The organism is Serratia sp. H1w, assembly GCF_000633355.1.
GTDB lineage: Bacteria > Pseudomonadota > Gammaproteobacteria > Enterobacterales > Enterobacteriaceae > Chania.
The window spans coordinates 1-13,544 of record NZ_AYMQ01000141.1 but is presented as its reverse complement, the minus strand read 5'-3'; the positions used below and the strand labels follow the sequence as shown (position 1 = coordinate 13,544).

At 50.9% G+C, this 13,544-nt stretch carries 14 protein-coding genes and 2 pseudogenes; 5 read left to right on the top strand and 11 right to left on the bottom strand.

Annotated elements, in window-relative coordinates; genetic code table 11:
* Nucleotides 1-728, top strand: a 728-nt coding sequence (locus tag U869_RS0127050; protein ID WP_025124016.1) for a Na+/H+ antiporter NhaC family protein, incomplete at its 5' end; no start/stop codon positions are given.
* A 57-nt stretch (nt 729-785) separates the two neighbouring features.
* Here U869_RS0127050 and U869_RS0127045 read toward each other — a convergent pair.
* Nucleotides 786-1,481 carry an IS6 family transposase gene (locus U869_RS0127045; protein ID WP_025122764.1) on the bottom strand — a complete coding sequence of 232 codons (696 nt, stop codon included), beginning with the start codon at nt 1,479-1,481 and terminating at the stop codon, nt 786-788.
* Between the two features lie 62 nt (nt 1,482-1,543).
* A pseudogene (locus tag U869_RS31675) lies at nt 1,544-1,879 on the bottom strand (IS1 family transposase); the annotation flags it as partial.
* Nucleotides 1,880-2,079: 200 nt separating this feature from the next.
* On the opposite strand from U869_RS31675, the gene U869_RS0127040 reads away from it, so the two are divergent.
* The 4 genes from U869_RS0127040 (at nt 2,080) to U869_RS0127025 (ending at nt 5,872) form a co-directional block, all read left to right on the top strand.
* A complete protein-coding gene (locus U869_RS0127040; RefSeq protein WP_025122765.1) occupies nt 2,080-2,547 on the top strand; it encodes a glycine zipper 2TM domain-containing protein in 468 nt (155 codons plus the stop codon).
* 148 nt (nt 2,548-2,695) lie between these two features.
* Nucleotides 2,696-4,150, top strand: a complete 1,455-nt coding sequence (locus U869_RS0127035; RefSeq protein WP_029988127.1) for a carboxylesterase — start codon at nt 2,696-2,698, stop codon at nt 4,148-4,150.
* 160 nt (nt 4,151-4,310) lie between these two features.
* Nucleotides 4,311-4,874 carry a recombinase family protein gene (locus U869_RS0127030; RefSeq protein WP_025122767.1) on the top strand — a complete coding sequence of 188 codons (564 nt, stop codon included), beginning with the start codon at nt 4,311-4,313 and terminating at the stop codon, nt 4,872-4,874.
* A gap of 26 nt (nt 4,875-4,900) precedes the next feature.
* A complete protein-coding gene (locus U869_RS0127025; protein WP_025122768.1) occupies nt 4,901-5,872 on the top strand; it encodes an IS481 family transposase in 972 nt (323 codons plus the stop codon).
* A 241-nt stretch (nt 5,873-6,113) separates the two neighbouring features.
* Here U869_RS0127025 and U869_RS0127020 read toward each other — a convergent pair whose 3' ends face one another.
* From U869_RS0127020 to U869_RS0126980, 9 genes and pseudogenes are all read right to left on the bottom strand, one after another.
* A complete protein-coding gene (locus U869_RS0127020) occupies nt 6,114-6,926 on the bottom strand; it encodes a shikimate 5-dehydrogenase (protein ID WP_025122769.1) in 813 nt (270 codons plus the stop codon).
* Nucleotides 6,919-8,151, bottom strand: coding sequence for an L-sorbose 1-phosphate reductase (gene sorE / locus U869_RS0127015; RefSeq protein WP_025122770.1), 1,233 nt, complete (start codon nt 8,149-8,151; stop codon nt 6,919-6,921). The genes U869_RS0127020 and sorE overlap by 8 nt, the downstream gene beginning before the upstream one ends.
* Before the next feature lie 53 nt (nt 8,152-8,204).
* Entirely contained in the window at nt 8,205-9,029 is an 825-nt protein-coding gene (locus U869_RS0127010) for a PTS system mannose/fructose/sorbose family transporter subunit IID (protein ID WP_025122771.1), read from the bottom strand.
* 11 nt (nt 9,030-9,040) lie between these two features.
* Nucleotides 9,041-9,841, bottom strand: a complete 801-nt coding sequence (locus U869_RS0127005; protein WP_025122772.1) for a PTS mannose/fructose/sorbose transporter subunit IIC — start codon at nt 9,839-9,841, stop codon at nt 9,041-9,043.
* Nucleotides 9,842-10,026: 185 nt separating this feature from the next.
* Nucleotides 10,027-10,521 carry a mannose/fructose/sorbose PTS transporter subunit IIB gene (locus U869_RS0127000; RefSeq protein WP_025122773.1) on the bottom strand — a complete coding sequence of 165 codons (495 nt, stop codon included), beginning with the start codon at nt 10,519-10,521 and terminating at the stop codon, nt 10,027-10,029.
* Nucleotides 10,521-10,928 carry a mannose/fructose/sorbose PTS transporter subunit IIA gene (locus U869_RS0126995; RefSeq protein WP_025122774.1) on the bottom strand — a complete coding sequence of 136 codons (408 nt, stop codon included), beginning with the start codon at nt 10,926-10,928 and terminating at the stop codon, nt 10,521-10,523. The genes U869_RS0127000 and U869_RS0126995 overlap by 1 nt, the downstream gene beginning before the upstream one ends.
* Nucleotides 10,929-10,938: 10 nt before the next feature.
* Nucleotides 10,939-11,742: an SDR family oxidoreductase gene (locus U869_RS0126990; RefSeq protein ID WP_025122775.1), complete on the bottom strand. Its 804-nt coding sequence runs from the start codon at nt 11,740-11,742 to the stop codon at nt 10,939-10,941.
* A 65-nt stretch (nt 11,743-11,807) separates the two neighbouring features.
* Nucleotides 11,808-12,755: a sugar-binding transcriptional regulator gene (locus tag U869_RS0126985; protein ID WP_198530702.1), complete on the bottom strand. Its 948-nt coding sequence runs from the start codon at nt 12,753-12,755 to the stop codon at nt 11,808-11,810.
* Between the two features lie 589 nt (nt 12,756-13,344).
* Nucleotides 13,345-13,544 (bottom strand): annotated as a pseudogene (locus tag U869_RS0126980) (IS91 family transposase); the annotation flags it as partial.

Below are 13,544 nucleotides of genomic sequence, written 5' to 3'. Positions count from 1 at the left end.
TCCTGTTGGCGCTATCGGTGGCTAAAGTGCCAGCCTCGTTGGCAATCATGTGCTCGGCCTTACTGGCCGGTCTCATGACGTCCTTTATGCAGCCTCAGGTGATCGATCGTTTTATTGTCGAACCCGACCTGGCCAGCCCGCTGTTGGCCATCAAGGCGGTCTGGGTCGCGATGGCTACCGGCTTTCAGGAAAACTCCGGTATCGAGCAGATCGATGTCCTGCTTTCCCGTGGCGGCATGGACAGCATGTTGCTGACGATTTGGCTGATTATCGGTGCGGTGACGTTTGGCATCATGGTGGATGATTTCGGCCTGCTGAATAAACTGGTCACGCCGTTGCTGTTGCGGGCCAGAACCGTCGGCAAGTTGTTTACTTCAGTGGTGGCCACTGCGATCGGGCTGAATATTGCGGCGGGCGATCAGTACATTGCGCTGCTGCTACCCACCCGGCTGTTCCGGGCCGAGTTTGCCAAACGTGGGCTGGCGCCAGAGAACCTGTCGCGCATCGTTTCGGATGCCGGTATTGTCACCTCTCCGCTGATCCCCTGGAACTCCTGCGGAGCTTATATGGCGGCGGTACTGGGTGTCTCCACCATGACATATATGCCGTTTGCGGTGTTTAATATCGCTGCACCGCTGCTCACCTTGGTCTTGGGGATCACCGGCTTTAATATTCGCCATATCCCCATCGCCGCTGCGTCAAAAGGGGTGACCGCAAGGATTCGTTAATTTTGGCTCTGTCGCATTAACGGAGGCAAGCCAGCAAAATCCGGCGTTGTCGATTATTCAGGCTACCAGTAAATAAAACTGTTCCGCAGGTGACATTCCGTCACCTGCCGGATGTTGATATTGCCCTTTGCGTATCATGTGGATCAATTCAATGCCGGCCAGAAGGCTCCTGGCCCGGTGAAACGATTTAAATCCCAGCATTAGGCGTATCCGACGTTTAATGTTTCGGTGATCCTGCTCAACCAGGTTGTTCAGATACTTGCTTTGTCTGACGCTAATCGTTTCCTCATCGGGTTTGTCGGCGTTGAGCGTGGCCAATGCTGCGGTGTTGGCTCCACTTTTATCGATAGTGACCATCTCCGGTTCGCCGTGATGGCGAATCGCTTTGCGAAAGAAGCGTAAGGCGGCAGCAGAGTCCCGTCTGGCAGTCAGCAAAAAGTCGATGGTGTGCCCTGCTGTATCGGCCGCGCGATATAGATACTTCCACTGGCCTTTGATTTTGATGTAGGTTTCATCCATTCGCCATCGACGACCTACCGCCCGTTTATGCCGACGAAATACAGTATCCAACAATGGTACCAGACGGATAACCCAGCGGTGAAGCGTGGAGTGGTCAACATGAATGCCACGTTCCGCCATTATCTCTTCGAGATCACGCAGACTCAGTGAGTAAGCCAGATACCAGTGGACACACTGAGCAATAACGTCGACGGGATAGTGCAGGCGTTTGAAAGCATTTCGGATCAGAGACATTAACAGGCAACATTACAAAAAAAACAGCATGTTACCTGACGCAGCCTTAATGCGACAGAGCCCGACCACTGCTCATCGGCTTCACAGCAGATAACGACTTCTGCCCCTGGCTCAACGTTTGCGCTACCTGATGCGGGGCTGTTTTTTTAGATGACGGAGAACTGTGTTGAGGCTTATCTTCAATACCCTTGCCGTATCGCGGCATCCGGAGCCGCTCATCGCCATATCAATAATGGTCTTATGGGTTTCGGGTTAGCTAAGTTGTAGCGATAGCTGAGCTGGAAGGTCTTCAGGCATTGTTTGCAGCGATAGAGCTGCGTTCCTGAGCTGGAATGACCGTTTCTGATTACACCCTGAGTTTCAGAACAGCGGGGACAAATCACATCAATCTTTACCATCAGTTACCCAAAAAGCGAAGCATACAACAACACTAACTCTGCGTCACGACCAAACAAAATACTAAAATTCTTAATCTTTATTCTTACGCCCGAGTATAATTTTTTTCCCCATCACCTGAATAAAATCAGGTTCCTGCCATACTTATTTGCATGAGACTGCGGTTGTCTCTTTGCGCACTTAACCTGTTCGGAGTTTTCTTATGAACAAAACAATCATTGTTGTCTCTCTTGCTGCTGCCGTTCTCAGTGGGTGTAACGCTAATAACACCGCTTCCGGCGATACCTTTACCGCAGCACAGGCCAGGCAGGCCAACTTTGTGACTTATGGCACGCTGGTATCCATACGTCCGGTCACCATCCAGGGTGGCGATGGCACCAACGCCGCTGGAGCCATTGGGGGCGCCGTAGTCGGTGGCTTCCTGGGTAACACGGTTGGGGGGGGAACAGGCCGCAATCTGGCCACGGCAGCAGGTGCCGTTGGTGGTGCAGCCGCAGGCTCCGGCATTCAAAGCGCGATGAACCGCAGCGCCGGGGTAGAGCTGGAAGTGCGCCGGGATGATGGCGTGAATATCGTGGTCGTTCAGGCGCAAGGCTCAACCCAGTTCCATAATGGGCAGCGCGTTGCGCTGGTGACCAATGGCAGCACGACAACAGTATCGCCACGCTAAGCCAACAGGTTGCAGTACGGTTTAGGAGCCAGACCGCAATATGGCCACCTTGCTACTGGGATACAAAGTTCAGGGACGATTTTCCCTTTGCGGGATGATAGCGAGTTTTCCGGCTCGATCATTACAATAAAAAACGGAGTTAAACCTGATGTTTATCAAATGGAGTAAACGTATCGCCCTGCTGCTGGTAATGCTAATCATCGGTGCTCTCGGGGCGAGGATTTATGGCATCCAGCGTGGGCCGGAGTTACAGCTTTGGCATACCTTTGTCCCTAATGAAATGCATGCCGATGAGATAGATAAAGCCAGTTGGGCAGACTATCTGACCGCCGAGGACGCCATTTTCAATGAGGTGCGCCAGAATGTGACTGACAAACTGGACAGCAGTCAGCAAACCTCGTTGAACCGCTACTATGCCGGCAGCCCAATCTATCCTGAAAAGTTTCCCACCGACTGGAACCGCTCCTACATCATGATGCCGGACGGCAAACCGAAAGGCGCCGTGGTGCTGTTGCATGGCCTGACCGATACTCCTTACAGCCTGCGGCATATTGCGGATAGTTACCGTGAATACGGCTATGTGGCGGTCGGTATTCGTTTACCGGCGCACGGCACCGTACCAGGTGCGCTGACCGACGTAGACTGGCAGGACTGGATGGCTGCGACACGGCTGGCAATCCGCGAAGCCAAACACCTGGCGGGTGACGATGTCCCGTTGCATATCGTAGGCTTCTCCAATGGCGGCGCATTGGCGATGAAGTATACGCTGGATGCGCTGGACGATCCACGTCTGGCCAAACCCCAGCGTGTGGTGCTGATTTCGCCGATGATCGGCGTCACCAGCTTTGCCCGCTTTGCCGGGATTGCCGGTTGGCCCGCCATCTTCCCGGCGTTTGCCAAGGCGGCCTGGCTGGGGATCGTACCGGAGTTCAACCCGTTCAAATACAATTCGTTCCCGGTCAATGCAGCACGCCAGTCCTTCCAACTGACTCAGGCACTGCAAAAACAGATTGCCGCCGATTCGCGCAACGGCAAAATGGGCGAATTGCCACCGATCCTGACGTTCCAATCTGTGATGGACTCAACCGTCAGCACGCGCGCGGTGATCACTGCTCTGTATAACCATCTGCCCACTAACGGCAGCGAAGTGGTGTTATTCGATTTGAACCAGGCGGTGGCTTTCGGCCCCTTGCTGAGAACCTCTTCCTATACCGCGCTGCCAAGGCTGTTACCACCGCCACCGCGTAACTATACGGCGACCATCGTCACCAACGTGACGCCGGAAACCACCGATACCGAGGCACGTACCATCGTCGCAGGGCAAACGACAGAAACCACCGATCTGCTTGGCATCACCTATTTGCCGGATATCTTCTCGCTGTCACACGTGGCGTTACCGTTCCCGCTGAGTGACTCCCTGTACGGACGTTACCCAGAGCCACGCAATCAGTACGGCATCAGCCTGGGTACCTTTGCTGCTCGTGGCGAGCGGGCAGTGCTGGTTGTGGGTCTGGATTCGCTGATGCGTCTATCCTCCAACCCGTTCTTCCCTTATCTGCTCAAGCGTGTCGATGACAATATCGGCCCGGCACCCACGAAATAACCGTCAATGATGGCTCCTGGTCAGTGTGCAATCGGCGCTGGTCAGGCTATTTCCGGTTTTGAAATAAATTTTTGCATCTGCCATAAATCGTGGCTGAAGTTGTCTCATATAACTGGTATGGTATCAATCTCTTTCATGGCCCCTTAAACGTGCACATTTTATGCTTGAAATACGGATCGGCTATGTCCGGTGTTCCACCGACAAGCAGGATTTAACGACTCAGCAGGAAGCACTGGTCAAATTGGGTGTTTCCCCAGACAGAATTTACGTCGACAAAGGTTTAACCGGTTCAAACCGGCTAAGGCCAGGCTTGGATCAGGCACTCGCCGCTGTGCGTAGCGGCGATACTCTGGTTGTTCCAAAACTTGACCGACTGGCCCGCTCAGTACCTGATGCAAGAGATATTGCCGATGCCCTGCAGTCCAGAGGTGTGAAACTGGCGCTGGGAAACAGCATCTATGATCCGACGGACCCTATGGGAAAGATGTTCTTCAACGTGCTTGCTACTTTTGCAGAGTTTGAGGGCGATCTGATACGCCTGCGTACCCGGGAAGGTATGGCTATTGCGCGGGCGAAAGGAAAATTGAGGGGAAAGCAGCCTAAGCTGTCTGAAAAGCAGCAAAAAGAGCTGTGCCGTATGCGGGAAACCGGCCTGTACTCGATCAGCGATCTGGCGGAACTATTCGCAGTATCTAGGCCAACAGTTTATCTGTGTGATTCATAGACATCGTTTCACTATAATGCCTAACTATGAACAGGGAAATTCAACAGCGACTGCAGTGGGTAAAACTCTATGAAACGTCCGGTGATGCGGGGTTCGTATGCCGTCGCTGTGGCATTTCTCGGCCCACATTGCGTAAATGGTGGCGCAGATATCTGGCTCAGGGCATCGCTGGTCTGGGAAGCCATAGCCGTCGCCCTAAGCGTTCACCATCCACGAAAACTGGTGCAAGCGAAGTTGCTTTGATCCTGGAGTTACGTTCTCTGCGAAATTTGGGAGCAAGGCGGATTCAGAGCGAATTAAAACGACTTCATTCAATCTCACTGGCAATGGCAACGATTCACAAAGTTCTTTGCCAGAATCAGGTTACACCTGTTGTTAAATTTCGGCGTAAAGCGGATTTCATTCGCTACGAACGCCCTGTTCCCGGCGATCGTGTCCAGATGGATACCTGTAAGATTGGCCCCGGATTATATCAATACACATCTGTTGATGATTGCACTCGCTACAGAGTCCTGAGGCTCTACTCTCGTCGCACGGCTGCAAACACACTGGATTTTATTGATTGTGTTATTGAAGAAATGTCTTTCCCGATACAGCGCTTTCAGACCGACCGGAGAAGAGAGTTTTTTGCCGTTAAGGTGCAGGAAAGATTGAAAGAATATGGCATCAAGTTTCGTCCAAATAAACCCGCTTCGCCTCATCTTAATGGCAAAGTTGAACGTTCCCAAAAGACAGACAAAGCTGAGTTTTACGCAACCGTAGACCTCTCAGCTAATGACCTGAAAGAACTGCTGGCTGAATGGCAGCATTACTATAACTGGGAGCGTCCTCATAGCGCTCACAACGGTAAAACTCCGATGGAGCGCTACTTCGAACTTGCTGAGCAAACACCGTACTCTGATGCCGTTCACGCAAACTATCAGCCCAGTGACGAACATATACAAGAGCAGAATTACAGGCTTGAACTTGAGCTGAGAAAATTGAAACGATGTCTATGAATCACACACATGGAAGATGGCTACAGTAACCACATCGAGGGGAAGTCCCTTTCATTCGCTAAGTACATTTTTCAACCAATCTGGGCCTTCACTACCATTACACCAAGCAATTATATAACCCTTTCATCGCTCTTTTGCGCTTGATGGTTAGGAGAAGCTTTGTTGAATAAATAGAGATTATGCTGGGGTTCCGGCGTAGAACCCCAGAAACAAGATTCCGGTTCAGGGCCAAGCTATGCGTTTAGGTTCTTCTCGCAAACGCTGCAGCTTCAGTCACCAGGGAGTCGTCCGGACGCACGCCGGTGTAAAGCGCAAACTGTTCCACGGCTTGTAAGGTAATCACTTCTGCGCCGCTGATCACGTGCTTGTCCAGTCGTTGTGCCAGTTTGAGAAGCGGCGTTTCCGGTGGTTGGGCGACGACGTCAAATACGATACTGGCCTGCTCCACCATCGCCTGGCTGAAGGCCAGGGTTTCACTTTCTGTGCCACCCGCCATACCGAGCGGAGTGACGTTAACCAGAATATCAGCCGGAAGACCTTCCGGCCACAGTTGCCACTGAAAGCCATACTGCTTCGCCAGCACAAGTCCATTATTGCGGTTTCGGGCGGCGATAATGACATCGCGAAAACCAGCATCGCGAAAGGCTGCGGTCACCGCTTTGCCCATCCCGCCACTGCCGTGGATCATCACTTTAGAAGAGGAATCGAGTTGATTGCGGTCAATCAGGCTTTTCACCGCGATGTAGTCAGTATTCAGCCCTGTCAGCTTACCGTCGGCGTTGACGATGGTGTTGACCGAATCAATCCCCTTCGCCGAAGGGGCGATAGTGTCGAGAAATGGCATGCAGCTCTCTTTGAACGGCATTGATACCGCGCAGCCGCGAATACCTAATGCGCGCACCCCTTTTACCGCTGCTTCAATATCCTGTGTCGTGAAAGCCTTATAGAGGTAGTTCAGTCCTAGCTTTTCATACAAATAGTTATGAAAGCGGGTGCCGAAGTTCCCTGGACGACCGGCCAGAGACATACACAGCAGCGTATTGTGATTAATCATGAGTAATATCCTCTGCGTGGGTCAGCAGGTACTCCTCCGCCTCTTTAGACCAGATACCATGATGGCGATCCATAATGGCAGCCAGTCCTGGGTCGGAAATTTTTTCCAACGGTGTTAAGGGTATGTTCTTTCCGGTATAAACCAGCTTTTTACCGCCGCCAACCTCCGGTAAATCCAGCGTAGTATCGCCTGCCGCATTCAGCCCCAAGATGTGGGTCACGACTTTCGCCGTTTGTACCTTCTTGGTCTGCATTAATTCCACGGCGGCGCGCATATCGTCGGTATTACCCCCAGACGTCCCCACGTAGTGAGTGAAGGCGTAATGCACATCGTAAAAATTGATTGGCGCGCTGAACTGTTTGTCCTGCGGGCCTGCAAAGAAATTAAGACAGCCATCTGCGGCCAGCAGCGATGAAGCCATGGTAATAAGCTGTTCGTTAGGGACGAAGACGAAAATATCATCAAAACCGTGGTCGCCGGTGAGTGCCATCAACGCCTCGTGGTTGGCGTCATTCCCATCAAGATAGTGAATCAACGTTTGCGGCTCGGATGGATAGTGCTGACGCGCATAGCTAAGTTTGGGTTTATTGGTATCGGTGACGACCAGCAGCGCTGGGTTGATCGGACCATGCAGCGCATAGTCGATAGCAAGCAGGCCCATCGGACCGGTTCCGCCGAGGATCAGCGTGCGTCCTTGTGGACGAATGCCCATCGTGTGATTGTAGCTTCCTTCCTGCAGATGATAATTGGCGTTGAATGCACCAATTACGCAGGAGAGTGGCTCTACCAGCGAGCCCTCAAACCAGGTGGCCCCCTCCCAGGAGAGTAGACAATCCTGCTCCATTACCTCGTTCGGGATCACAACGTGGGTCGCTTCGCCGCCGATCCATGGGAACGAATATCCGGGGCAGTCCGGACGATCGGGCAACTGCAGGTTGGCCTGAATCACATAGCGTTGGCCCGCATGAAATTTATGCTGCCACTTTTTGCCAACAGCGATAATTTCACCGCAAAACTCGTGGCCGATGATTATTGGGTGAGTCGCCACATCGTCAGGTACTTTTTTATGGTCCTGGCCTTGGTTAGCTTCTTTCCAGGAGGAAAGGCACAGGCTGTCGGTGACCACGCGAGCCAGGATTTCATCATCCTGCATTGATGGAAGCTCAAAGGTTTCCAGGCGCAGATCGCGTTTGCCGTAAAGGCGCAGGGCTGTTGTTGTTTGCATGTTTTCCACCTCATTTTTAGCACAGTGCCCCCGGCATCGCCGGGGCGGAATAATTAGGACAGGAAGCCCAGCGCGTTGCCGATAATCCCTAAACCGAACAGGGCAAAGATCAGCCATACGGGGTTCACTTTCTTGTTGAGCAAGCGCACCATCAACAGCGTCAGCCCCAAGGCTAGCAGGCCGGGGCAGAGCTGATCGAGGATGTTCTGAACGGTCATTGTGACGGTAGAACCGTCAGCGCCCGGCGTTTGTGAGACCACCAGTGGTACGTTAATGGTGGTCCACTTGGTCACCAGTACACCCATGACAAACAGGCCGAGAATAGATGCCCCTTCGGTCAGTTTTTGCAGCAGGTTACCACCCATGTCGCTAACGATATTGACGCCTTTGCGAAAGCCCAATTGCAGCCCATACCATTTCATGGATAATCGTATTGAATTGAAAATAAAGAAAAAAATTAACGGGCCAAGGATGTTTCCGGAAAGCGCCAGCGATGCGCCAAGGGCAGCGGTAATCGGTCGTAATGTGCCCCATACCAGCGGGTCGCCCACGCCCGCCAGCGGCCCCATCAGACCCACTTTTATGCCGTTGATCGCACCATCGTCGATTGCTGCACCGTTAGCCCGTGCTTCCTCCATTGCCGCCGTCACACCAATCACCGGGCCGCAGACTGCCGGGGTGGTGTTAAAGAACACCAGATGGCGTTTTAGCGCAGCGACCTGGTCCTCTTTTAGCGGATAGAGGCGTTTAATGGCTGGGATCATGTCGTAGCAAAAACCGAGCCCCTGAATACGTTCGAAGTTGAATGACGCCTGCTGCAGGTTGGATCGCAGAAACATACTCACTAGGTCGCCTTGGGTAATTTTTCTCTGTTCCATGTTGGACTCCATTAATCGTCAAGCTGGTCAAGGGCGGTGGAATAGGTGGCAGTAGCCTCCTGCGATTCAGGTTTGCGCCATTGCGGATTCAACTGGATATAAATCAGTGCGATGATGACCCCCACGCCGCCGAAGGCCAGCAGGCTGAAACCAAGATAGCCACCCGCAAGGAAGCCGAGGAAGAAGAAGGGCATCAGATACTTCACACCCATCATGCGCAGCACCATCGCGTAACCGACCACCACGATAAAACCGCCAGCGATTTGCAGGCCGTGAGTGACGAATTCCGGGATGGAGTTGAGCATATTGCTGACCATATCGGCACTGACGAACATCGACACAACCAGCGCGGGGATAGCAACGCGCAGTGCCTGGATACCCAGCGCCGAGACGTGCAGCAGATCGATTGTCCCAAAGCGAGCCTCTTCCGCCGCTTTATCTGCCGCGTGCTGGAACACCACGGTAATGGTACGGGCGAAAACGGTAAGAACCTGCCCCGCAGCGGCCACAGGGAGTGCGATAGCTATCCCGGTGGCGATGCTTTGATGGCCGACAATGACAAGGATTGCGGAGATAATGCTGGCCAGTGCAGAGTCTGGAGACTGCGCCGCGCCGACGTTCATCCAACCTAGGGCGATCAGTTCCAGAGTTCCACCAAGCATAATCCCGGTTTTTAAATCGCCCAGGATTAATCCAATCACAGTACAGGCGATTAACGGGCGGTGAGTCTGGAATTCATCCAGCACACTGCCTATCCCGGCAATACAGGAAAAAATAAATATGGCTATTATTTGTAGGGTACTAATTTCCATAATCTGTCACCTTGAGAGTATAAAATTCACTACCTGTTACGGCACTTACACGATATATTCCAGATGGCTTCTTTATTGGCTGAACTCTCTTACCCCAGTTACATAGTTATCTATGTAATGGTGATTTTTTCATTTTCGCCATGATAAAACCAGAATGATTGTGTGTAATAAAAAAACGAAATTTATTATTCTTTAACAGACTGCTCTGCTATTTTATCGAGAATATTAATCGATGGATCAGATGCTACGACGCGTAAATCGAGTTTGACTCCAATTTTATCCAGTTGCCTAAATGCATTGATATTTTCTTCATCTAATGAAACGGCTTTGGTTAATTGCTTTTTACCCGGCCTCCAGGCCATTCCACCAATATTCAATGTCGCTATTTTCACACCCTGCTGCACCATAGTTAATACGTCTTGTGGGTTGGTGAATAAGTAAAAAACCGTTTCGTCTTTATATTGTGGGTTGTGATACACCGCGACGGCCTTTTCGAGATTAACAACATTGACCTTCATGCCTGGAGGGGCGGCCTGGCGAAGCAAAGTACGGCGAACTTCATCGTTATAAACATCGTCACTACAGATAATAATGCGCTGGGCGTTGGCCACTTTTGACCAGACGGTAGTAACCTGACCATGAATCAAACGGTCATCAATACGAGCGAGCGTAATGTTCATCAGAAATCTTCCTCAATGGTTTCCGGCTGCCGCCAGGTAACGCAGCACTGGCTGGCGATGATCTCCAGATGCTGGCATAGTTCGTCCACGTTCAGCATTTGCTGGTTATCCACTATTTCCAGGGCCAGCGGCAGCGACAGGCCGCTAATGACCCGCAGATGCGGGTTGTTTATTGCCAGACCGGCAGCGGCGTTCCACGGGCTACCACACTGTAAATCGACGGCGATAAGCCACTCTTCCTCTTTGCGATTGCTTACTAACTCTTCAAGCTTACTGGCAATATCGCCAGCGTTCTCACCCGGTATAAACTCTACGGCGCTGACGTTGACATCGCCGTAGACCATACGTACTGAGTCGAGCATGGCGCAGGCCAGTTGGCCATGGGCACAAAAGATGACGTTAACCATATTTTCCCCCTTAGCCACGCGTTTTCCCGCCTGCAATGTTAGTGGTTACTCCAGTGATATAGCTGGCGCGTTCTGAAAGCAGATAGCAAACAAAATCAGCAACTTCAGAGAGGCGGCCTGAGCGCCCAATCGGAATCGCGTTCTTGGTATAGCCCTCGCGTAATTGCTCAACGGTGATGTTGCGTGTCCAGGCCAGTGCCTCTTCATATTCCGGCGTACGCAGTCCGGTTTTTTCCAGAATACCCGGCGCAACACCCACTACGCGGATACCGTGTTTGCCCAGTTCTTTCGACCAGGAGCGGGTAAAACTATTTAGCGCAGCTTTGGTCGCTGCATAACAGCTTTGGCCTTCAGAGCCTTCCAACCCGCTTTCGGACGAGACATTGACAATCACGCCGTCATGCTGCTTGACCATCTGGCGGGCCACCGCCTGCGACATCAGAAACACGCCTTTTTGATTGATATTGACCATTTTTTCAAATGAATCTTCATTTAATTCATAGCGACCTGCTGGTGATTTTGCATCGACTAATAGGCGTGGGAAGTTAACACCCGCATTATTAACTAATCCATCAACACGGCCAAAGCGTTGAATGATATTGTCGACAGTATTATTCACATTGTTAACGTTGGAAATATCTGTTGGCCAGAATGTGTAATATTCACTATCCTGATGGGTATCGCCACTATGAATGTCGATCATCTGTACATTTGCGCCTTGGGATAACAATTCATCAGCAATGGATAAACCAATTCCTGATGCACCACCGGTTACAATTATAACTTTCCCTTTCAAGTTTAACCACATTTCCATTATTGACTCCTATTTTTAGATAAGTTTATTCCCACAGCAGCGCTGCGCAAATAAAGTGTTGATATTTATTTCAGTAAAAATTCGGCAGATTCTTTATTCGTTACCAAACAGTTAATGTAATTACCGTTTAATGCACCAAGAATCGCCGAGTATTTTTCCTCTCCCATAGCGATACCTATGGAATAGCGTGTCTGCTTAAGTTTCATCATCTCAATAGAAAGTGTTTTTTCGCTCATCGCCGTTTCTACCATCACGCCATCAATATTATAAAAACGTGAGCAGATATCACCGGCAACATAGCGGGCGTTGAGATCGTCGCTCTCTTCACTTCCGTAAAACGCGTGCCAGTTGGCGCCATCACGGATAGCCGGAGAACCAATACCCACCAATGCCACATCCAGGTGATCCCAGTAGGAAGCAATGGTTTTAAAGTGCTGTGACTGCATAATACCGTTGCGAATTAATGTGTTATCCAGCATGGCTGGAAAGTCGGCGAGATGAGATTCGGCTTTCAGCTTCGCCGCTGCGCTATAGGTCAGCGTATTAACGTGATAGCGGCTTTCCAGTTTGCCAGAGGGACCTCCAATAATCGGTACGCAGATAACCTGACGGGACTGACTGGCCTGCGGCAGATTCTCGATCAGTGCGCGCACCGCACGACCCCAGGAGAAGCCGACGATATCACCCGGTTCCAGTAGTCTGTCGACGAGTTGCGCACCGTGTTGACCGATGAGATTGAGTTGATCCTCTTCCAGCAGAGAGTTACAGGTCACCACCACCGCCTCTTTGAGGCCAAACTTTTGTTTTAGCTGTTGCTCAAACCACAGGTTTTCGTTGTAGTCGTAGTTGATGACAATATTGACGATGCCCTGTTCGCGAGCACGTTTCAGCAAACGACTGATGGTGGTGCGATAGATCCCCAATTCGCAAGCAATCTGCGTTTGAGTCATATCCTGGTCATAATAAAGCTCTGCGATTTTCACGATCAGGCGGATATCGTCGCTATTTTCCATTGCCATTTTTCGCCCCTGCACATTTGTGCTACTTACATATTTACTGTCTTGTTATGATATAATCCCATAATGGTTGAATATACAAAGCAATGTCTATCTATTTCATAACGATAAATTAGTCATTTCTGTTGCACATATGATATGTGGCTTACTGGTTGTCGGCACATTTGTGCTCATGGCACTAATATCTTGATTCCGCTTTATTTTATTAGATAAAGGTGCACACAACCAGAAGAAGCACTTTTGTGTTAAAATATGCTACTGATCACATTTAAGCAGGAGCATCATCTTGCGGGAGCATTCTTATCCCGCCACAGGCTTTGTTGAATAAATCGAACTTCTGACTGCGATCAGGATCAGATCACCACACTCCTGATCCTGTAGCGGTATCCCGTGGCAAAGCAAAAGTTCAAGATCACTAACTGGACGGCCTACAATAAAACGCTCGATGGTTAGGAATCTGGAAAGGTGTTTTAAAAACTTCCTGACCATAAATAGCAGTGTGACATGTGCCCATGTGGCGTGGCATAGCAAAATGTTATTGATAAAAACACCAGTTGTGATGTGTTTTTAATCTAAAAACCATTTTTCAGGCGAACTTATCCAGAGAAGGGGTCTGAAGCCATCGTTTTTTCTCCATCCGATGCAGCCTGTCAGAGAGCATTTTTGTGGCGTGCTCGCCCGCCATGGCGCCGGCAAAACGCAGTCGGTCCTTGCACAGGATGCACTGGTACGGGTCGGTGCCCAGGAACGCTTTCATCAGCACCGCGAACCCCGGTTTCTGCGGTT